Below are 20,630 nucleotides of genomic sequence, written 5' to 3'. Positions count from 1 at the left end.
TTCAGGGGTCATAGTAGTTGCACTTGCCACTCGTGAAGGAGAGTGTAACTATTTTCCCTCACCTACACCTATATTTGCAAAGGTGAGATGCTCCCCCGCCCGAATCTATTTGGCAGGCTGCTCGATATGCACAGCTTGAAGCAACAATTAACAAATTTAGTGCAGGTTTATCCACATTAATTGGTGAGCGTGGGGTAACTTTATCAGGTGGGCAGAAACAAAGAACCAGCCTAGCTCGTGGGCTGATTCGCCAGACCCCCATCTTGCTATTAGACGATTGTTTTTCTGCATTAGATACTAAAACTGAGGCTTTAGTTCTATCGCAATTGCGAGCGGTCAGGAATGGACTTACTACAGTATTAGTTTCTCACCGTTTGTTGGCGACACGTTATGTAGATAGGATATACGTACTTGAGCAAGGGCGTATCGTGGAAGCTGGCAGCCATAACGAACTAATTGCCCAGGATGGTTATTACGCCAAGCTAGTTAGTATGCAAAATGAAGCTTGAACTGTTGTGGAGCAAACTCAACTGTTCAATCCTCGCCCCCACAAGCCACTCCACCGTCAGCCTGACCCCACGGTTTAATTGCTTCTTTCAGGTAATGATAATGACACAAACCATGAGCAATACTAGAACACCGATTCAGTATTCAGAGTCATGACGAAAAACTCGAGTTTCTTTTAGGCGCAAGAAGGAAATTGTGGTTGAAATGACCTAAAAATCTGGTTTTCCAGCCTCGCGTTTTATTACTGAATCGGTGTTCTAAGTAATGCTATCCCAACAGCTTTGCGAATTGATTGTTGTCCATCACTAACAACTCTATCAATTGGTACATTTAGGGTATTAATTACTTCTAATAATAATGCTGCTAAATCTTCATTCCTTGATGATAATAAGGTTTTAGCTAGTATTATTTCTCCTGATAAGCAATTTCGAATTACCCATAATACCTCATGTCCACTTTCTGGCTGCATCCCATCAATCGCTAATATCACCCGTCCTTGATTTTTAAATATTGCTTTTAACCTTTTATGGTCTTTTAGCCATAAAGAATTTTCTCGTCATATCTGTCAATGAGGTGCGTGACCGTTCATTGACTTATACATATACCCAATAATATCGAGGTGAGTGTGTATTTCGGGAACACTTCTATGTTCCTGGTAGCGTAATGCTCCTATATAAGCAATCACATCTAAACCAAATTCGTTCTGTGGTAGAGCGAGTGACCATTCTTGCTCTGGTCGATATGCTTTTTTATACCGCAGACATGACTTATTTTGACATCGACGAATTTTTAGCTGTAGTTCTACTACCCATTTAATGTTCTTATATGTCGAGGATTATTGTATTCATTCCACATTGCTTCCCCGCACGAAGGGCATCTTTTTTGAACACAATCGAGTACTTCAAACGATGTTGCCTCTGGTTTTAGACAATTTTATGCCAAGTTTTTGCACCATTATTTCGCTACAAGGTCAAGATTACAGGATTTTCACTCTTCTATAGTAAGTTTTGCCATGCTAGCAAAAATCCATAAGCGAACGCATAAACGGGTCGCCATTATAACCACCATCACCTAAACCGTGTTCAGGCAAATTTATTGCAAGCAGCTAAAGCTGCTGCTGATCTACCCAAATCCAGTAAATCACGGCGTTTTAGTTTCATATCAGCACTATTTTTAATAATGTCAACAATTCCATATCTGAATAGCTAAATCTTCGCTATTTGAGATAAATATGTTTACAAGTACTTCCCATATCAACTAAATTTAAATTGGAAAGCAGTATAAAAATTTGATAATAATTTTTATAAAAAAATTAAATATCAAAATTATTTTGATATTTAATTCATATATTTATAGGCATACATTTTGATTTACAAGCAACTTATAACCTTAGACCCGCTTGTTTCATCAGAGGTAAAATGCGATCACCAAAAAATTCCAGGTCTGGCTTAAAGTCATAAAAGCTCAACTGCAACCCATCAACACCAGCATTTTTCAACTTTACAAACTGCTCGACTACCTGCTCAGGCGTACCGATGACCTCGATGTTACCGCCAATAGCCCGGCGCTTTGGTTCATCTTTACCCACTCGACCCTTCCAAACGTGTGCGTCGCTGTTGAATCGGCTAAAGCCCAAAGGTGCAGAAGGGTCAGCATGAGCAACGATCGCATCGTGGTACTCCCAAGTTTCCCGCTCAGTTTCGCGGCTGATTACCATCGGGTTGAGGAGGGTTCGCACTTCCCGCCCTATATCGCGTGCAGCCTGCTTCACTCTTTTAGTATGTGCAGGTAAAGCTTCAATGGCGCTCTTGAAATCTGAACCTGCGGGGCTGGTGATGAACACAATATCAGAATAGCGTGCAGCGAAAGAAATTCCTGCATCTGAGCCTGTAGCGTTGACTAGCACTGGACGGCCATATTTCGGCTTAGGTGTAACATAGGCATCATTGAGCTTCCACGAAGACTTGCCCTCAAATGAGAAGTTCTCGTCATCACCCCACAGGCGTTGCAGCACTTCGATGAACTCAGCTGCAAGTTCATAACGGTGGTCATGCTCAATGCGCTTCCAACCAAACATCTCGTGTTCAACAGCGCGATGTCCAGTCACTACGTTAATACCCCAGCGACCCCCTGATATATGGTCGAGTGTTGCGCCATACTTGGCTAAGTGCAAGGGATGAATCGGCCCATACAACACATGGATGGTGGAGATCAGCATGATCTTCTGTGTCAGGCTCGTGAGTGCATCTGTGGTCACAAAAGAGTCCAGGGCTTGGCCGTTGAACACGCCGCCATAGCCACCTTTGGGTAGCCACTGTGACAACGCAAATATCAAATCAAACCCCAGCGCCTCGGCTTGCAGCACGAGAGCCTTATTATATTCAAAGCTCCAGTCTGTGGTGCGTGGTAGTGTGGAGGCACTCCAACCACCTGCTTGAATGGGGAGAAATAACCCCAACAATACAGGCTGTTGCAATGCTTGGGAGAGGGGACTGTTGGCAAAATCTGTCGGAGCCAGAAAGCGATCGCTACCGACAATCGAACCGGGGTGATGGCTAAGGATCATCGCTCAATTTAGGTAGATAACTAATCTATTGGTTCCGCACCGATCGCACTTAACGCGGCTTTGGCAATGGCAATATCTTGCTCGACAGTACCACCGCCAACACCGATGGCTCCTACATGCACGCCGCCAAAGCGGATAGGTAAACCACCACCGAGATTTGTTAATAAGTTGCCAGAAGCTAACGGTAATGCCACAGTCAGATGATCGGCAAAATTTCCTGTAGGGCGACGAATTGAAGCTGCTGTTTGTGCTTTGCGTTTGCTAGTCTCTACACTATGAGGTGGCGCTCCATCACCATGTGCAAAGGCTACCAAAGTTAAAAGCGAGTTGTAAACAGCAATAGATACGCCAGCACCTAGATTTTGGCTTTCTTTTAAACCTGCTTTTATTGCTGCTAATGCGGTATCAACTGTAATTAATTCAACAGTTCTTGTAGATGTAGATGTCTGTACCATAATTTTTTATCTTCCAACTGCAACAGCTTGGCGTTCTCGTTTTGCTACTTCTTTCCGCACTAAAGGAATGACTTCGCGCCCATAATCAATGGCATCTTGTAGCGGATCGAAGCCCCGGATTAACAGGGTAGTTACACCTGCGTCATAGTAATCAACTAAAGCTTCTGCAACTTGTTCCGGTGTTCCTACTAGCGCAGTTGTGTTGCCAGCAGCACCAGTAGCAGCAGCGATCGGTGTCCATAAACGCTTATCGTAGATTTCGCTTTTAGCTGCGAAATCTAGTAACCTTTGCGATCCTACCGCCTGTGGTCTAGCTGGGGGAGCGACTTTTGCACCTCCTCGTTGTTCTTGAATTTGTCCTAAAATATTTCTGGCTTTTTCCCAAGCCTGTTCTTCTGTCACACCCAAGATAGGACGCAGAGATACACTAAAACGGATAGAACGACCAGGAGGTAAAGCTGCACGAACTTGGGCGATCCGTTCTTTTACTGCGGCAATTGGCTCACCCCACAAAGCATATACACTACTATGCTTGGCTCCTACTTCTACTGCTGGCCCAGATGCGCCACCAAAGTAAAGGGGAATATGGGGTTTTTGCAGTGGCTTGATGGCGGAGAAAGCATCTTTAACATGGTAAAATTCACCCTCGTAATCAAAGGGTGTATCGCTTGTCCAGACACGACGGACAATTTCGAGATACTCATCAGTACGGCGATAACGGTTGTCATGGTCAAGCCAGTCGCCATCTCTTTGCTGGTCAGCATCACTACCGCCAGTGATAATATGCACCGCAATCCGACCATTAGTGAAATGATCGAGGGTAGCTGCTTTGCGTGCTGCTAAAGTTGGTGCTACAAAACCTGGTCGATGAGCAATCAAAAAGCCCAAGCGATCGGTAAATGCAGCTGCATGGGTAGCAACAGTAAAACCATCAGCGCTACTAGAGCTATAGCCGATTAATACTTTATCAAAATCGCCTTTTTCATGGACTTGGGCAAACTCGCGTACATATCCGGGGTCAATAATGTCATCCGCCAGATTACCCGGTACACTGTTTAACTCCGAAGCCGGTTTGGTTCGGATTAACCCGATGAACTCAACTGGCATGATAATTCTCCTGAATACTCCCTACTCTCTATTGCCTGTTCCCTTTCACTCCAATAAATCTGGTTGATCGCGGGTAATTTCATCCCATAAATATTGGAATGCACGCCAACCTGCTTCGTGACTACCATTACGTTTTTGAATACTTAAGGCGAGGTCGTGTTCAATGGGGATGGGTTTACCTACAGCTTCTACTAATAACTGGGATTTAGTAGCATCTTCTAGACGGATAAACCACCAAGCTGCTTCGTCTACACTGTATCCTACGGTTAATAATCCATGATTGCGGAGAATTGCGGCTTTGCTATTACCTAATCCTTCTGCAATGCGTTTTCCTTCACTGCTATCTAACACAACGCCTTTGTAATCATCAAATAAAGCATGATCTTGGTAGAAAACAGCAGAATCTTGGGTAATCGGATCGATTAACCTACCTAGCGATGACCAAGTTTTGCCATAGAAGGAATGAGCATGAGCCGCTGCTACTACATCTGGACGGGCTTCGTGGATTTGCGAGTGAATAGCATAAGCTGCTTGATTAAGTGCGCCATCACCTTGAACAACTTTACCTTCAGAATTCACTAGGATCAAGTCTGATACACGAACGCGACTGAAGTGAATACCAAAAGGATTGACCCAAAAATTGTCAGTGAGTTCAGGATCGCGGACTGTGATGTGTCCTCCTAGTCCTTGGGCAAAACCTAAACGGGCAAAGATTCGCAACGCAGCAGCCAAGCGTTCTTTACGATGACGACGCTCTGCTTCTACAGAGGTAAAGGTTGGTGGTTTAACAAGAGTACCATTGCGGACGATGGAAGTTTGCACCATGATTCTCAATTCCTATGAATAGAAGATTATTTAATAAATGCAGCCAGTTACGACTCAGATGGCTGCAAAGTCAAACTATTGGCAGAATTATTTGATTAATTTTCTAACAGACGCGATCGCAGAGGGCTAATAAAATCTTTCGTCTCATTATTATTTACCCAAAGTTAGATTTGAAATTATCTAGCACAGCAACTCTTTGGAGTAGATTGGTAACATTTCTTATTTAACTACGGTAAATCGGTCAAGTTACTGCATTTATGCAATATGAACCTACCATACTTTACCTGAAGAAGCAAGCTTGAGAATGTCACCCCTTGTTTTTTATTGTCATATATGCAAATCTCATATTTATAAAATACGATTTATCAGTCGATTTAAAGTATTTTATGACTCAAGAAATTAAAAATTAACTGCCAAGTGCCGATTATAAAGGTTCTGGAAAGCTTGTTTGAGCCTAGCTATGGGAGTTAAATTCCAACTAGACTCACCATTCTTTCAAACCCTACTATGAGCCAAGAACTATCACACAGTTGCAGAAAATGTATTGATGAGAACAAATTGGATAGCACAACACATCATTAAATTTTACGAGCAAACAAGGAAATGACGCGAGATTGCAACTGATAAGATCGCGTTACAAAAGTTTAAAATTGGCAGATTAATCGGCTCTCTTCGACACAAGTGAACGACTCACACACAGGAGCAAAATATGACTGCTACTATCACCCGTCCAGCTTGGACAATTGAATTTGAAAATGAAACTATTGATAGGTTAATTGATAAATATGCTCCCCATATTCCAAAAAAGCGGTTACAGGAGCCAAAAGCGATCACCACAACAGAAGAACTAGAGAATTTCTACCATTTTCGCGTTGTTGGTGCAGCCCATGACCTATTTATTGTGCAAGTTGTCGCCAACGTTATTGATAAAATTCCCGATCCGGAATTGCAGCTATTTTTAAGTCGCCAATTAGGTGATGATGGCGCACACGCAGAAAATACTCGTCGCCGTGTAGAAGCGTTATTTGGTCACGATCCCATTGGAGATATTCAAAAGCAAGTGCAAAAGCATTGGGATTTTATGGGAGATATACCCCGCCGTGGCTGGTTAGGATTTTTAGCTTTCGAGCTGCATTATGAACATCATATTGTTGCCATTGGCTCATTAAATCGGCGTTTGTCACGGTTATACGATCCACAATCTTCCAGCTTTGCGACAGCGAGAATCATCCCAGATGAAACATTCCACCGTGCAGGTGTTGCAGAGTGGTGGTTACGTAAATTTGACAAAGCTTCTTCAACGGAAAAAGCTGAGTTAGCTGCACAGGTAATAGAAGCAGACGAAGAAGTGCAACGCCGTCGCAATCCCTATCTCAAAGAGCATGAAAAGATTAGCCGTCGTGCGCTGGGTATTGAAGTGGAGGAAACGGGTGTAATTTACGATACTTGGCGACAAGAGGTACTTTCTTACTTCTTAGATATTCCAGTTTTTCAGCTACCCAAACTCGTAAGCATTGACAATTAAGACGCAATCCACAATCTGGCTTTAACGGTATGTGGAAAAGGTCATTTTGATGGTTTCCCAAGCCCTGATTTTTCCGTTAGCTATTTTCATTAACTCAGAGTTATTGAGAATTAGCCTGTGGAAAAAGCCACGCTTTTTGGGGGCTTGAGGACTTCCCGTGAAAAGTCAGATCCACAATAACTCAAGGAACTTATTATGCCTGCAACTTTGACTCGAAGCTGGACTGTAGAGTTTGAAAAAGAAAACCTGGAAAAACTCTTTAGGCAGTACGCGCCAAACGTTCCATTGACTCGTGAACACCCTAGCCGTCCGCCAATTACAGAAGAAGAAAAAGAGCATTTCTATCAATATTGGGCTGCTACTGGTGGTCATGATTTATCTATTGTCCAAGCTGCAAGTAAGGCAATTTTATTGATTCCTGACCCAGATTTGCATTTAATTTTGAGTAGACAAATTGGTGATGACGGCGCACACGCGATTGCTTTTCGTGACAGAATAATTGCGCTGACTGGACGCGATCCGATTAACGATATCCGCAAAGAAGCAGAACGCCACTGGCAATTTCTTGAAGATGTACCCTATCGTAACTGGCTAGGATTTATTGCTTGGGAACTGCACTATGAACATCATATTCTGCCCCAAGTTTGGTTTAATAAACTGACATCAACAATTGGTGATACAGTATTAGCACAACAAAGTAGTGAAAGATTCAGTGATGATGAAGCAATTCATCGCGTGACAATTGCTAATTGGTGGCGCAACAAGTTTGAAAAAGCTTCACCTAATGAACGCGCTGAACTTGCAGCACAAGTATTAGAACTGGATGAAGAAATTCAACAACGACGTGCTGCTTATATAAAACAGCGCTGGCAAGATGCAGAAAACTTTAATGGCTCTAATAGCCAAGGCATTGAACCAATATATGATGCTTGGCGCAAAGAAGTACTTTCCTACTTGCTAGATATTCCTAATCCTCAACTTACTTCTATTAAATAGAAAGTAAGCATTATTCCCACCTAAATAGGAATTACGCAAAAGCTCTCCTCTCTGAAACTCCTATTTCTTTGTGTGCTTCTCTGACGAGATGCTGCGTGAATACGTCCTTTGCGGTTCGTTTTTTCATGATTTTGCGTAAGTCCTGCTAAATTAAGAAATTTGAATGTAGGGTGTGTTGTCGCCAAGCGCAGCACCTACTTATCATCAACAATTTATGGTGCGTTAGCCTCCGGCATAACACACCCTACACTTAATGCTTAAATTTTAATTTATTGCAATAAAATTAAGAATTTTTCATAGGCATAAAAACAAAAAATAATCTGCAAACATTACCAGAAGCAAAAGGAAAAAATATGTTAAGGCTACTGATCAATCAGTTTTTAGTGTGGATAAGTCAGAAGGGTTTGTTTAAGTTTTTTAAACAACCTGGAATTCGCTCGTTTGCATTACTATTTGTCATGAGTTTAGGCTTGAGTTTAGCGATCGCATCTTGCACTCCTGGTAATTCAGCGAATGCACCAACAGAAAAACCCCAAGCCAGCAAGTTAACCGTGTTGAAAATGGGGCATCAAAAAGGGATGGCGCTGCTGAACATCCTCAAAGCCCAAGGTAGTCTAGAGAAGCGCTTACAACCTCAAGGTATTTCTGTAACCTGGAATGAATTTTCCTCGACTGCACCTTTACTTGAGGGAATGGGTGTAGGTGCAATCGTTTTTGGTGGTGGTGGCGGTACAGGAAGCGTCTTTGCTCAATCCAGTGACAAACTTTTCGTGCGAGTGGCTGCGAGTACCAGTAGTACTAGAAGTTCAGCAATCTTGGTGAAAGAAAATTCACCTATCAAAACTCTTGCTGACTTAAAAGGTAAGAAAGTCGCTTTTGCTAAAGGCTCAAGTTCACAATACATGATTGTACGTGCTTTAGAAAAAGTAGGTTTGAAATATACAGATATTCAACCTGTCTATCTAACTCCAGCCGAAGCTTTACCAGCATTTGAGCGCAATGATTTTGACGCATGGGTAATCTGGGACCCTTATATTGCGGAAGCTGAACGTAAGCTGCGTACTCGTCTGTTGGCAGATAATACTACGCTATTTGGTGATAAAGCTCCTGTAGAAAGTCCTGGTTTTTATTATGCTGCACCAGATTTTGTCCGCGATTATCCAGATATTTTGAAAATAATTTTGCAAGAATTGGAAAAAGCAGGTAGCTGGGCTAAAAATAACAACAAAGACTCAGCAAAACTACTTTCCAAACTCTACAAAGTTGATTTAGCCACAATGGAAATTGTAGAGGAACGCGGAGGCGATCGCAAAGTATTGCCTGTGACTGATGAAGTTCTCACAGGATTACAAAATATGGCAGACAACTTCTACAAACTCAAGGTTATTCCCAAGAAAATTGATGTTAAAGATAAAAACTACAACTGGGTTCCTGAGCAAAAGTGGTAAATCACACCTGATGTATTAGAAACCCTTTCATGGTAAGGAACAGGGAACAATGAAAAACTCCATCCCCTTATACGTGAAGTTTTTGGGCATTGGAAATGGGACATGGCCAATCAAGCGCCGACTTTCTGTAACTTGCCTTTTGTATTAATTTGTGGCAAATTACTCTTGATAAAATAGCAAAATCCTATCGATTTACTGTAGTATATACTCATAATTTTATCGAAACTAGAGGAAATAGATATAAATTTAGCTTTTGGTTTGCTAATCAAGTGCTTGCCTACACATACTAAAAATGAGCCAAATTGTAGAAGAAGTTCTGACCGCTAATCTTACTTACAGTGAAAACTTCGGTGATAAAGGTAATCTCACCATACCCCCATCTCGTCGGTTTGCAATTCTCACTTGCATGGATGCTCGACTTGACCCAGCTAAATTTGCTGGATTAGCTGAAGGGGATGCTCATGTAATTCGCAATGCAGGTGGACGTGCTAGCGATGATGTAATTCGCTCTTTAGTAATTTCTTACAAATTACTTGGTACTCGTGAATGGTTCGTAATTCATCATACTAATTGCGGGATGGAAACCTTCACAAATGAAATCATCAGTAATTTACTTGCTAGTAGCCTCAAAACAGCCAAACTGGATGAAACAGGTTGGTCTGATATTGGATCTGATCCGGGATCAAGCGAAGGCAAGTTTATCAATTGGCTGACTATTGATGATCTTGCCAAAAGCGTTTATGCAGATGTGCAAAGGATTCGTTTACATCCATTAGTTCCTCTTGAAATTCCTATTTATGGTTATATTTACAATGTTAAAACAGGGCAATTAATTGAAGTTCCTGAAGCGACAAAAGTTGGTCTAGCTAGGTAGTTTCATCATCCCGACTTGAACCAGGCGATGTCCCAATAGGGTTAGGTGGAAGGGAAAAGGGTAATTTCAAGCCTTTCCCAGCCGATATCAGAGATGAAGAATGCTTATCCGAACCATATTGCACGTCTACCTACTAATATTGGGATTGTGTTGTAAACCTATAAAATCGTGCAGTTGAGAGATGATACCCCTGAATTGTCAGATGCATCCTATCAGTCAAGCTGATTTTGTAATGACTAATGAGTAAATATTTAATCAATCGATTACTAATTGCTATTCCGACTTTAATTGCCATCAGTATTGTGATATTTGCTATTCTAGCATTAGCACCAGGCGATCCAATGGGCGAATTTGCCCTGAATCCTTCCATCACAGCTGAAGTGCGAGAAAATATCCGAAAATCTTTAGGTTTAGATCAACCAATTTATATCCGCTATGTCAAGTGGATTACCGCTTTTATCACTGGAGATATGGGCTATTCTTTTACTAGCCGTAGTCCCGTAATTGGTTTAATTCTCCAACGTATACCAACAACCTTGTGGGTAGTGGGTTCTGCTTACATAGTTGGTGTATTATTAGCTATTCCTTTGGGGGTAATTTCGGCTCTCAAACGTAATACCATTGTTGATACAGTTTTGACTACTTTAGTCTTCTTTGGGTTTTCTTTACCAACATTTTTTACTGGTTTACTATTTATTATTATCTTCAGTATCCAGTTAAAATGGTTTCCTTTCATCTATAACAGCACCTTACAGGTAACAGATTTGCGGAGTTTTATCGCTCAAGTTAAACAATCTATTATGCCTATATCTGTATTAGGAATCTGGCAGACAGCGATGCTCATGCGCTTTGTGCGTTCAGAAATTTTAGAAAATATCCATCAAGACTATGTGCGTACTGCTTATGCTAAAGGATTACCCAGATTCTTGGTGATCAATCGTCATGTTTTGCGGAATGCATTAATTCCTGTAGTTACATTGGTGGCCTTGGATATTCCCAGCGTGTTTACAGGCGCTCTAGTAACAGAAAAAGTTTTTCGTGTTCCCGGTATTGGTGCTTTATTAATTGATTCTATCTATAAGAATGATACACCAGTAGTCATGGCAATTACATTTATATATGCAATTTTGATTGTTATTTTTAATCTCGTTGCCGATATTCTTTATGGTTTACTAGATCCTCGCGTCAAGTATACGAAGTAGCTAAATAATTAACAATGAAGAAAAAAGACGTATGGCTCTTTACCCTTGAACAAGTCAATATTTTGAAAATGCCTAAAGGTTATAAAAAGTCTATTCAAAAGTGCTTTTAACTCTCTGCTCGGTAGTATACAAATTAAATTTATAATATCTTTTATGTTGAAGCGATCGCTTAATCAAACTTCCGAAGCATCCAAGGGTTCAGTTTCTCCACCATCCACCAATTTTGTTTCTCAGCCAGAAACACTTACTCAAGAAGCATGGCGCAAGTTTCGGCGTAATCGTCAAGCTATGTTTGGGATGGTAATCTTGCTCATCATAGTGTTAAGTGTAATTTTTGGGCCTTTTATTTATCAAATTCCCTTCAACAAAATTGACTTTACCAAATCTACTCTTGGCCCCAGTTGGGCGCATCCATTTGGTACTAATGATTTAGGTCAAGATATATTAGCCAGAGTTTTGCATGGTGGGAGAATATCGATCGCAGTCGGAATTTTTTCGATGTTAGTAGCCATAACTCTCGGTACACTCATCGGCGCACTTGCTGGATTTTATGGCGGCTGGCTGGATATTGTTTTAATGCGTTTCACAGATTTGTGTTTAGCTTTACCACGACTGCCATTATTATTACTGGTGATATTTTTGTTTCGGGATGCGATAAAGGCGATCGCTGGGCCAGAAATAGGTATATTTGTGTTGATAGTACTGGTGATTGGTGGACTCAACTGGATGTCTGTAGCTAGATTAGTGCGAGCCGGTTTTTTGACAGTGCGGGAGTTAGAATTTGTCACCGCAGCACGCGCCCTTGGTGCTTCCCCTGCACGGTTGATTTGGGTTCATATTTTGCCCAATGTCATTAGTCCGGTACTAGTTGCTGCTACTCTTTCAGTAAGTACTGCGATCGTTACCGAATCAACCTTAAGCTTTTTTGGTTTAGGTTTTCCACCTGATGTGCCAACTTGGGGGCGAATGCTCAACGAAGGGCAAAACTTTCTAGAATATGCTCCCCACATAGTTATTTTCCCTGGCACAGCAATATTTCTCACGGTGTTAAGCATTAACTATATAGGTGATGCTTTACGAGATGCGCTAGATCCGAGGTTATTGTAAATTCATCGAAACACAACACTATTATCCCTAGCCTTCAATTACAATTTTTTTCTCATCCGAATAGATGGCATTTTTCGACCGGAACGCAAGATATGTTCTTCAAAACCTTCATTTATATAACTATTAACTTGATAAAACGGTTCAGCGTTGAGCGAAGCGTTCAAATGTAATTCCGACAATCCTCGCTCACGTGCTAAACGTTCTAACTCTTGAAGTATTGCAGTTCCCACTCCAGAACGGCCAAAACTCGGAGACACATACACTGCACGTAACTCACTATTGCTAACAACAATTGCACCAAATCCCACAATTTGACCATTAATTTCTGCCACGATTCGGGTTTCTTCCCCAATAACAGTATTATCTGCAAAAGCCAATACCGTTCAGTTAAGGGCTACTTGTACAAACTCGTGGGTTTTGAGACGCGATAAATCGCCATTTCTACAAGTGTTTTGGTCTTATCTGAACTGTATTGCTGCAAAAGCCTTAATTTTAGAGGGCGTAATTGGAGATGCCCAATCTTGAATAATTTCCTTTGGATAACACGATGAAGCAGTTTCACGAATTGCTGCTCGATGTACGTTTAAGACGCTCTCTGCATCTGATGGCAGACAACATCGTACTTTTATATTTGACTTGACAATCTCCGACATGATATTCTCCTCATGAAATATTTTTCTGTTTTATCAAAAGTACTTTCGCTAATATTGTCTTTGATAGCTAGTCTAAATCTTGCCAAGTAGTGAGGAATCAATTACATTACGACTATTGGCAACGTCGAGCCAACTCTCGATATTTAGCTCAGGAAAAGAGAGCAAGGAAACTTGCTCCCAAATGTTCAATTCTTACTTACTTGAGTTGCCAATCTTTAATATTCCAGGTGCGATCGTCCCAAGGAGTTGAATCTATACCAGTGAGTCTGTTACTGACTCCATTAACATTGGCGCGAGAAATTAGCGGAATTACAGCTTGCTCTTTAATTAACAAGTCGTTCATCTGAATAATTAACTGTCGGCGTTTTTGTGGATCTAATTCTGTATTGGACTGTAACCAAAGCTTGTCATATTCTGGATTACAGTAACGAGAAGTATTCGGTTTCGACCAATTATTTTTCTTCTGGGAAATCTCATTACAAGTCCACGCCTTTAGATAAGTACCTGGATCTGGGTTACTATTGCCACCACTAAACATTTGTAAATCAGCGTGAAAGTGAGCAAGAGTATCTGGGTTAGCAGGGTCACTAGAAAAGAAAATACTTGAATCGATACTCTTGAGTTCTACCCCCACGCCAATAGAAGTTAGTGATTGTTTAATGATTTCCTGAGTTTTCTGGCGGACTGGGTTGACTGAAGTTTGAAACAAAACCTTGAGTTCTACACCATTTTTATCCCGAATGCCGTTGCCATTGGTGTCTTTCCATCCAGCTTCATCTAGCAAAGCAGCAGCTTTTTTCAAGTCAAATTCATATTTCGTATTAGTTGAATTATAAATATCTGGCGCTACCACGATATTTGTAACAGCACGACCAGTTTGACCATACAACTGTTGATTAATAGTGTCACGGTCAATAGCATAATTAAAAGCTTGACGCACTTTCAGGTCTTTAAAAAAAGGATGGGGAAACTCTATACTGGAGCGTTCACCGTCTTTGGTTTGTTTGTTAGGGTCAGTTTGATTAATAGTAATCCGTTCCAAATAAAAACCGAAGACGATATCTAATCTACCTTTTCCTGCTGCCTCAAGTTGTTTTAAGATGGGAGCTTCTACTTGGAAGTTCCAGGCAAAATCTACATCTCCAGTCTGCAATACTGCTCTAGCAGCTGAAGTTGCATCTCCACCACCTTTAAGTTCTACTCGCTTAAAAAAAGGTTTATTTGCTTCGCGGAAAAAGGAATTAGCTTCATAGACAACAGTGTCACCAGGCTTGAAGTCTACTACTTTGTAGGGGCCAGTTCCTACAGGAAGTAGATTAGCTGGCGCTTCTCTGGCGTTGCTACCGTTGTATTTCTCGAATATATGACGAGGTATGATTGACCCATTGGAACTAATAAACGGCAATGACCAAGCTGGGTTAGGCTCCTGAAAATTGATTTTAACAGTATAGTCATTCACGGCTTCAACGCTTTTGACAGCTTGATAGTTAGCAGCAGTGGTTGCACCTACAGATGGATTACTAACAAATTGGTAGGTAAACACCACATCCGTAGCCGTAAATGGTTTACCATCAGACCATTTGACTCCCTGTTTGAGTTTCCAAGTCACTGATTTACCATCTTTTGCTACTCCACCGTTCTCTAAAGAGGGAATTTCTGCTGCGAGAAAGGGGACTAGTTTACCATCTTTATCAAAGCTGGCTAAGGGTTCGTAAGTAATTCGACTGGCTTCAAAGTCTTTGTTACCTTGAGCTAGATGGGGATTAAGAATAGTTGGTGCTTGCCAATAGAGAAGCTTTAAAGTATCGCTCGCTGCTGTTGGATTAGACGCGCTGGGAGTAGAGGTGGTTGAAGACTGAGAATTTGGAGAAGAACAAGCAGTTAACAACAAAATGCCCAGCAACGACTGAGCAAAAATCTGACCCCTACTGAATTTATTGAATATGCACATCTGGATTGTTTCTAGGGATTTAAGCTAAAGGGTCAAATTTACCGCTAACAAGCAACCAAATACTGTAGCGTGTTTCTGACGATTTTCCAGATTTAAACTACGATAATTTGGTCGCCAAACCGTACTTCCTTAAAATAAAAATCCCATAGATGTGGAAGAAAGGCAATAGCTGTCAGGAAAAGGACATATTAGCTATTCAGCATGAGTTATCCTCTTTTTCACCCAGTCTTGCATCTCCTGATCACAGCCTCTTTATTTTCGTTTAGCTAGTTTGCGATCGCTAAATCATGCCTTATTTCTGATACTATCCGGTATAATTGCCGCATACTGTTCAGAAGTCAGAGTTGCTTCCCGGACATCGACTTGTTTTGGCACGATTTTTAACTGGTACAACAGATCGGCAACCTGCTGTTGATCTCGCAGCACTTGCTCATTAATAGGTTGCATATCGTACTTTCGTCGAGACAACATTGTTTCCATCGTTGGCACATCAACCTTTAACTTCGGAGCAAGGATTTGGGCGGCTGCTTGCCTATTTTGATTTGCCCACTCTCCAACTTGGTAGTACTCTTCTAGAATTGCTTTGAAGAGTTCAAGGTTATTACTCGTAAACTCCCTGGCAGTTAAGTAGAAAGAGCCTGGTGTTTTAATTCCCTGAGCATCCCGCAACACTCGAATTGTTCCCTCTTGTTGAAGTTTGATTAGTGTAGGGTCGATCGCTACATAGGCATCAACAGTTTTGTTTAAAAATGCTGCTCGTCCATCAGCAACAGTCAAATTCACACCTTGAACATCGTTAAACTTCAGCCCAACTTCTTCCAGCGCTTTCGCCAAAAAATAGGTCAGAGCAGTTCCTCTGGCATAGGCAACCTTTTTGCCTTTAAGATCCGCCACCGTTTTAATAGAAGAATCCTTTGGCACAATAATCCCATAACTTTCTCCCGTACCTGCCGGGATATTCACTAGGTAAACCAAATTGTTACCAGCAGCCTGAGCAAAGATAGGCGGCGTTTCCCCGACTTGTCCCCCATCAAGGCTACCCACACTTAAGGCTTCCAGCAGGGGTGGCCCGGAGATAAATTTCGACCAGCTAACATCTACTCCCAAAAGAGCTAAACGCTTTTCGATTACACCTTTTTCTCTTGTTAGATCGCCAAATGATGTGAAGCCAAGCCGAATAAGTTTAGGCTTGCTATTATTGCTACCGCTATTACTGCCAATAGTGTTGTTATTGTTACTTATCGTATTCTTGTTTCCACTACCAGCATTTGCTCCACAGCCTACCAATGTAGCGAAAGAGGCGAACCCATACAACGTATAAAGCAAATCTCGCCTGGAAGTTAATCGTTTCCTGACATAGGGTTTTATCATGGTTGTCAATCCTGTAGTGTTGACTGTTGACCGTTGACTGTTAACTGTCAATAATCAACGACCTCATTTCGTTCTATATTCTTAGATTGTTAAACCTTTAGAAAGGACGGCTACCCCGGAGGCTAACTCGTTTGAGAATACGAGTGGCATTGGCATCAAATTCAGGGCGGTAGTGAGCCGTTGCTTGGTTATCCCAATAAAGTAGGTCGCCCTTGCTCCATTGGTGACGATAGGCAAATCGGGGTTGTTTGATATGCTCTTGCAACTTTGCAACTAGTTTTGCTCCTTCTACATGGTCATAATCCACGATGTCTACATCGCTAGCTGCATTGAAAAAGAGGATCTTTTTGCCTGTATCTGGATGTGTGCGAACCAGAGGATGAATTGCTACTCGTTCGCCTGGTTCTGGAGCGCGACCAGCTGCATATTTAGGATTACCATACTCATCCTGCTCCTTACTGCCATAGGAATTGAAGTAACGAGCTTGCAAACCAGCAATTTGCTCTTTGGTGATATCATCTAGCTCGTCGTAAGCCTGAGCCAAATTTATCCAATAGGTATTGGGGCCATTCTCAGGTACTTCTACTGCATATAAGAAAGAACCGCTAGATGGTACAGGCAGCCAGTAGTGATCGATGTGAGGTAAAAGTTCCTGATAGTTCGGTCGAATATTGACTGAACTTTCTTCAGAAGCAGCATTTGCGAGAGTGAGAACTAGGGGCGGCAGGTATTCTTCTGTTTCTCCTTTGCGGATATAAGCAGGTTGTTGAAGAATATCGCCAAAGTAATTGGCAAAGGCTAACAACTGATCGTCAGTTAATATTTGGTTTTTGAAGATGAGAAGATGGCGCGATCGCCATGCCTGTTTGAGTTGCAGAATCACCTCTGGTTCCACAGAATTAACATCGAATCCGGTAATCACTGCACCAAGAGCCGCTTCGGTGGGTGTAATCTCAATCCGGCTTGCCGTGAGTGTCATAATTGGATCTCCTTAGATTTAGGGCTATACATCAGTCATGCAAATTCACCCTTGTTGCTTTACAAAGGGTTCATATCTGCGTTCATAAGTACTGAGTACTTTTTAATTTACTCAGCACTCATGACTTATAACTCAGCTTTATGAAAAGACTGGTTGTGCTTCCTTAGACTCAGCTTTCTGCTTGAAGACGCTTGGTACTTCAGCGCTGAAAGCTTCACCTTGAACCACTTCTGAACGGGAACCATCAACCCCTACTGGAACATCGCCTGTGATGGTGGTGCGATAAAGGAGACGTTCGACATCCAAATGATCCAAATCTTGAGGAGCCAAATGCACGGTGGCGCGGTTGTCCCAGAAGGCGATATCACCGTTGTTCCAACGGAAACGGGTGGTATAGGCAGGTTTGGTGACTTGGTTAAAGAACAACTCTAGCAACAGTCTGCTCTCTTCTGGTGACACATCAACAATGCGGGAGACGAAGCCAGGGTTTACGAACAAGGCACGCTCACCAGTCTCAGGATGAACTCTGACAACTGGGTGAATAGAAACCAGAGGATTGACAGCAATACGCTCGTCGAATTTGTTATTGCGGGGTTGATAACCCCCTCCATTGAAGCGATGTTCCGCTTTTAATGTATCAGCTAGCGATCGCAGGGGTGCTGAGAGTCCCTCATAAGCGGCAACGAGATTACTCCACTGGGTGTCACCACCGAAACTAGGGACATTAACTGCGCGTAAAATTGACGCTGCTGGTGGGTTGATCGCCGCCGTTACATCTGTGTGCCAAGGGCCGCCAGTGCGAAAACCATATTGCTTTTCATAGAGTCTACGGTCTACAGGTTTGATCTGGGGAAATCCCGGAACTGGTTCAGGCTCTCCCAAGGGATGGGCGAAAGTCACTTCGCCAAAACGAGATGTGAACTCGACCTGGGCAGCATGATCGATGTTTTGATCGCGGAAGAACACAACTTTCCACTTCAATAGCGCTTTGCGAATTTCTTGGACTTGATCCTCAGAAAGAGAGCGCGAAAGGTCTACGCCGCCGATTTCTGCACCGATGAAACCAGCTACCTGTTTAACTTCTATATGTTTGTAGCCCATTAGGATTCTCCAGAGTTTTATCTGTCGGGAGGTGTTCACACTCGCCTATTTCCTTGGGAATTTTGCCGATACTCTGATAGCAACATTCCAATGCTGGGAGTATAACTGAAATTATCATACAGTATTCCGATAGATTTAACGTAGTATGCAGTTGCTAAATAGTAATTTCCTATGTTTTTCAGATAAATCCTCTTCTATAGTGATTCGATGTCAATGTGCAAAAGCCTTAGCTCAGACAGATCAGCGATGCCTGGGTAGTAAACTACGCGATTATTTGATAATTCTTAGTTAGTCTAATTATTAGTAAACCATGATAAAATTTTCCTCATGAAAATTTGGCATAGACAACTCGGGGAAAGCATCAGTAATATCACGTATCACCATTTACCCGCCTTGCGCTGGCGTAACTTTCGCCTGTTTTTCGGGGGACAGTTACTATCAATGTCTGGGACATTTATGACCCAGCAGTTAACTATTCCTTGGCTGGTATACGATTTGACTCAATCGCCTTGGTTGTTGGGAGTTGCAGGGTTTGTACAATTTTTACCTACGTTATTAGTGATTCCCTTTTCGGGCATATTGTCCGATCGCTGGAGTCGTCGTGACTTGTTAATGGTGGTGCAGATATTGGGAATTAGCGTTTCCCTAGCTTTAACAATTCTCACCTTTACCAATTGGATTACCTTTCCTATCCTCTTGGTATTGAGTGCTTTCAATGGTTTGCTCAAGGGATTAGATATGCCCGTGCGCCATACAATCGTCACCGAAACTGTAGACGATCGCGCCGATTGGAGTAATGCGATCGCCTTGAATTCAGTAATGTTAAGTTCGTCTCTTGTCGTGGGGCCTGCTATGGGCGGGATTTTGATTGCTACGTTAGGGGTAAAATATTGTTTTCTTTACGATACCCTCAGCTATATTCCTGCCATATTTACCTTGCTAGCGATGCGGCTGCCAGCCAGACAGATGCAACCCCTTACGGGCATTAGCGATACTTTGGAGAAATTGCGGGAGGGCTTTGAATATGTCTCGAAATTCCAGCCGATTAGAGTAATTTTATTAATGCTAGCGTTACATGGTTTCGTCGGAATGTCTCATGTTGCGCTCATGCCTGTTTTTGCAGCAAAGATTCTTAATGGGAATGCAACAACGATGGCTCACCTCAGCACTTCAGCACCGATTGGCTCGTTGTTTGCTTGTTTGTATCTAAGTGTCAGACGAGGGATTGTAGGCTTAGAGCGTTTGATTGTAATCGCTCAAGTTTTGATTGGAATGAGTTTGATATTCTTTTCACTCTCGCGTCAAGTTTGGCTATCTATAATTATTCTGGTATTTGTAGGCTGCTTTTCTATCCTCAACATTACCAGTAGTAATATGATTATTCAAACCCTAGTTACCGAGGATAAGCGTGGACGAGTAATGAGTTTTTACGCCCTAGCAATGGTGGGTACAATGCCCTTTGGAAATTTGTTAGCTGGGACTTTGGCAGATAATTTTGGTGCGACTAATGCCTTGATTGTCTGTGGTAGTCTGATTATTTTAGGTGCGCTCTGGTTCTCTGCACAATTGCCAGCAGTAAGCCGTTGGATTACTCGCTAAACAAGTCGCTTCTTTTTGTACAACAAAGCAGATATTTGGAAAAGAAGCATCTTCCACCACACCTTCAAAGTGTAGTGGAAGACGATCAATTACATCAGCTTGGTAGAAGAAAGTTGCGCCTATAGCTGATAAGCGAATTTTTCATCCCAAGGGGCAGGTTTGCTAATTTGCTCCCATATAGGACTATACAAGGCTTCATGTAGTTCGCGTGCTAGTACTACCAAACCTGCATAACCAGCATAAGCATGGTGACGTTCATGGTTAATATCTAACCCACCTTCCGCACCCTAACTGTCACAGATCAGCAAAAAGCAGACAGAGTAGTACACAAGAACTAAGAAATATCAAAAAGAAAGCAGAGTTA

At 42.0% G+C, this 20,630-nt stretch carries 19 protein-coding genes; 8 read left to right on the top strand and 11 right to left on the bottom strand.

Going from position 1 to position 20,630, the window contains the following annotated elements; genetic code table 11:
- The first annotated feature begins 107 nt into the window (after positions 1-107).
- Positions 108-509: an ATP-binding cassette domain-containing protein gene (locus tag V7K53_RS15540; protein WP_335198410.1), complete on the top strand. Its 402-nt coding sequence runs from the start codon at positions 108-110 to the stop codon at positions 507-509.
- A 239-nt stretch (positions 510-748) separates the two neighbouring features.
- Here V7K53_RS15540 and V7K53_RS15535 read toward each other — a convergent pair whose 3' ends face one another.
- The 5 genes from V7K53_RS15535 to V7K53_RS15515 all read right to left on the bottom strand — a co-directional run bounded on the left by V7K53_RS15535 (position 749) and on the right by V7K53_RS15515 (position 5,460).
- Positions 749-997 carry a hypothetical protein gene (locus V7K53_RS15535; RefSeq protein ID WP_335198409.1) on the bottom strand — a complete coding sequence of 83 codons (249 nt, stop codon included), beginning with the start codon at positions 995-997 and terminating at the stop codon, positions 749-751.
- Positions 998-1,888: 891 nt separating this feature from the next.
- On the bottom strand, positions 1,889-3,073 hold the full coding sequence (locus V7K53_RS15530; RefSeq protein ID WP_335198408.1) for an LLM class flavin-dependent oxidoreductase: 1,185 nt from the start codon (positions 3,071-3,073) through the stop codon (positions 1,889-1,891).
- Between the two features lie 20 nt (positions 3,074-3,093).
- Positions 3,094-3,528 (bottom strand): GlcG/HbpS family heme-binding protein, encoded by a 435-nt coding sequence (locus V7K53_RS15525; protein WP_335198407.1) that lies wholly within the window; start codon positions 3,526-3,528, stop codon positions 3,094-3,096.
- Positions 3,529-3,534: 6 nt separating this feature from the next.
- Positions 3,535-4,635 carry an LLM class flavin-dependent oxidoreductase gene (locus V7K53_RS15520; protein ID WP_335198406.1) on the bottom strand — a complete coding sequence of 367 codons (1,101 nt, stop codon included), beginning with the start codon at positions 4,633-4,635 and terminating at the stop codon, positions 3,535-3,537.
- A 45-nt stretch (positions 4,636-4,680) separates the two neighbouring features.
- Positions 4,681-5,460: a class II aldolase/adducin family protein gene (locus tag V7K53_RS15515; RefSeq protein ID WP_335198405.1), complete on the bottom strand. Its 780-nt coding sequence runs from the start codon at positions 5,458-5,460 to the stop codon at positions 4,681-4,683.
- A 709-nt stretch (positions 5,461-6,169) separates the two neighbouring features.
- On the opposite strand from V7K53_RS15515, the gene V7K53_RS15510 reads away from it, so the two are divergent.
- From V7K53_RS15510 to V7K53_RS15485, 6 genes are all read left to right on the top strand, one after another.
- Positions 6,170-6,985: a hypothetical protein gene (locus tag V7K53_RS15510; RefSeq protein ID WP_335198404.1), complete on the top strand. Its 816-nt coding sequence runs from the start codon at positions 6,170-6,172 to the stop codon at positions 6,983-6,985.
- 195 nt (positions 6,986-7,180) lie between these two features.
- Entirely contained in the window at positions 7,181-7,981 is an 801-nt protein-coding gene (locus V7K53_RS15505) for a hypothetical protein (RefSeq protein ID WP_335198403.1), read from the top strand.
- 353 nt (positions 7,982-8,334) lie between these two features.
- Positions 8,335-9,429, top strand: a complete 1,095-nt coding sequence (locus tag V7K53_RS15500; RefSeq protein ID WP_335198402.1) for an aliphatic sulfonate ABC transporter substrate-binding protein — start codon at positions 8,335-8,337, stop codon at positions 9,427-9,429.
- 292 nt (positions 9,430-9,721) lie between these two features.
- Positions 9,722-10,303 (top strand): beta-class carbonic anhydrase, encoded by a 582-nt coding sequence (locus V7K53_RS15495; protein ID WP_335198401.1) that lies wholly within the window; start codon positions 9,722-9,724, stop codon positions 10,301-10,303.
- A 239-nt stretch (positions 10,304-10,542) separates the two neighbouring features.
- Positions 10,543-11,505, top strand: a complete 963-nt coding sequence (locus V7K53_RS15490; RefSeq protein WP_335198400.1) for an ABC transporter permease — start codon at positions 10,543-10,545, stop codon at positions 11,503-11,505.
- Between the two features lie 153 nt (positions 11,506-11,658).
- Positions 11,659-12,612: an ABC transporter permease gene (locus V7K53_RS15485; RefSeq protein WP_335198399.1), complete on the top strand. Its 954-nt coding sequence runs from the start codon at positions 11,659-11,661 to the stop codon at positions 12,610-12,612.
- Between the two features lie 38 nt (positions 12,613-12,650).
- On the opposite strand, the gene V7K53_RS15480 is transcribed toward V7K53_RS15485, so the two are convergent.
- The 6 genes from V7K53_RS15480 to V7K53_RS15455 form a co-directional block, all read right to left on the bottom strand.
- The gene (locus V7K53_RS15480) at positions 12,651-12,989 is read right to left on the bottom strand and encodes a GNAT family N-acetyltransferase (RefSeq protein ID WP_335198397.1); all 339 of its coding nucleotides are present in this window, start codon (positions 12,987-12,989) and stop codon (positions 12,651-12,653) included.
- An 81-nt stretch (positions 12,990-13,070) separates the two neighbouring features.
- Entirely contained in the window at positions 13,071-13,265 is a 195-nt protein-coding gene (locus tag V7K53_RS15475) for a hypothetical protein (RefSeq protein WP_335198396.1), read from the bottom strand.
- A gap of 196 nt (positions 13,266-13,461) precedes the next feature.
- On the bottom strand, positions 13,462-15,216 hold the full coding sequence (locus V7K53_RS15470) for a peptide ABC transporter substrate-binding protein (RefSeq protein ID WP_335198395.1): 1,755 nt from the start codon (positions 15,214-15,216) through the stop codon (positions 13,462-13,464).
- Positions 15,217-15,501: 285 nt separating this feature from the next.
- The gene (locus V7K53_RS15465; RefSeq protein ID WP_335198394.1) at positions 15,502-16,587 is read right to left on the bottom strand and encodes an aliphatic sulfonate ABC transporter substrate-binding protein; all 1,086 of its coding nucleotides are present in this window, start codon (positions 16,585-16,587) and stop codon (positions 15,502-15,504) included.
- A 97-nt stretch (positions 16,588-16,684) separates the two neighbouring features.
- Entirely contained in the window at positions 16,685-17,566 is an 882-nt protein-coding gene (locus V7K53_RS15460; protein WP_335198393.1) for a TauD/TfdA dioxygenase family protein, read from the bottom strand.
- Between the two features lie 138 nt (positions 17,567-17,704).
- A complete protein-coding gene (locus V7K53_RS15455; protein ID WP_335198391.1) occupies positions 17,705-18,667 on the bottom strand; it encodes a TauD/TfdA dioxygenase family protein in 963 nt (320 codons plus the stop codon).
- A 327-nt stretch (positions 18,668-18,994) separates the two neighbouring features.
- On the opposite strand from V7K53_RS15455, the gene V7K53_RS15450 reads away from it, so the two are divergent.
- Positions 18,995-20,266, top strand: coding sequence for an MFS transporter (locus tag V7K53_RS15450; RefSeq protein WP_335198390.1), 1,272 nt, complete (start codon positions 18,995-18,997; stop codon positions 20,264-20,266).
- Positions 20,267-20,630: the final 364 nt, after the last annotated feature.

The sequence above is a fragment of the Nostoc sp. genome (genome assembly GCF_036917355.1).
Classification (GTDB): domain Bacteria; phylum Cyanobacteriota; class Cyanobacteriia; order Cyanobacteriales; family Nostocaceae; genus Nostoc.
Note: the sequence above shows the minus strand (reverse complement) of the source record. Positions and strands in the feature narration are given on the sequence as shown.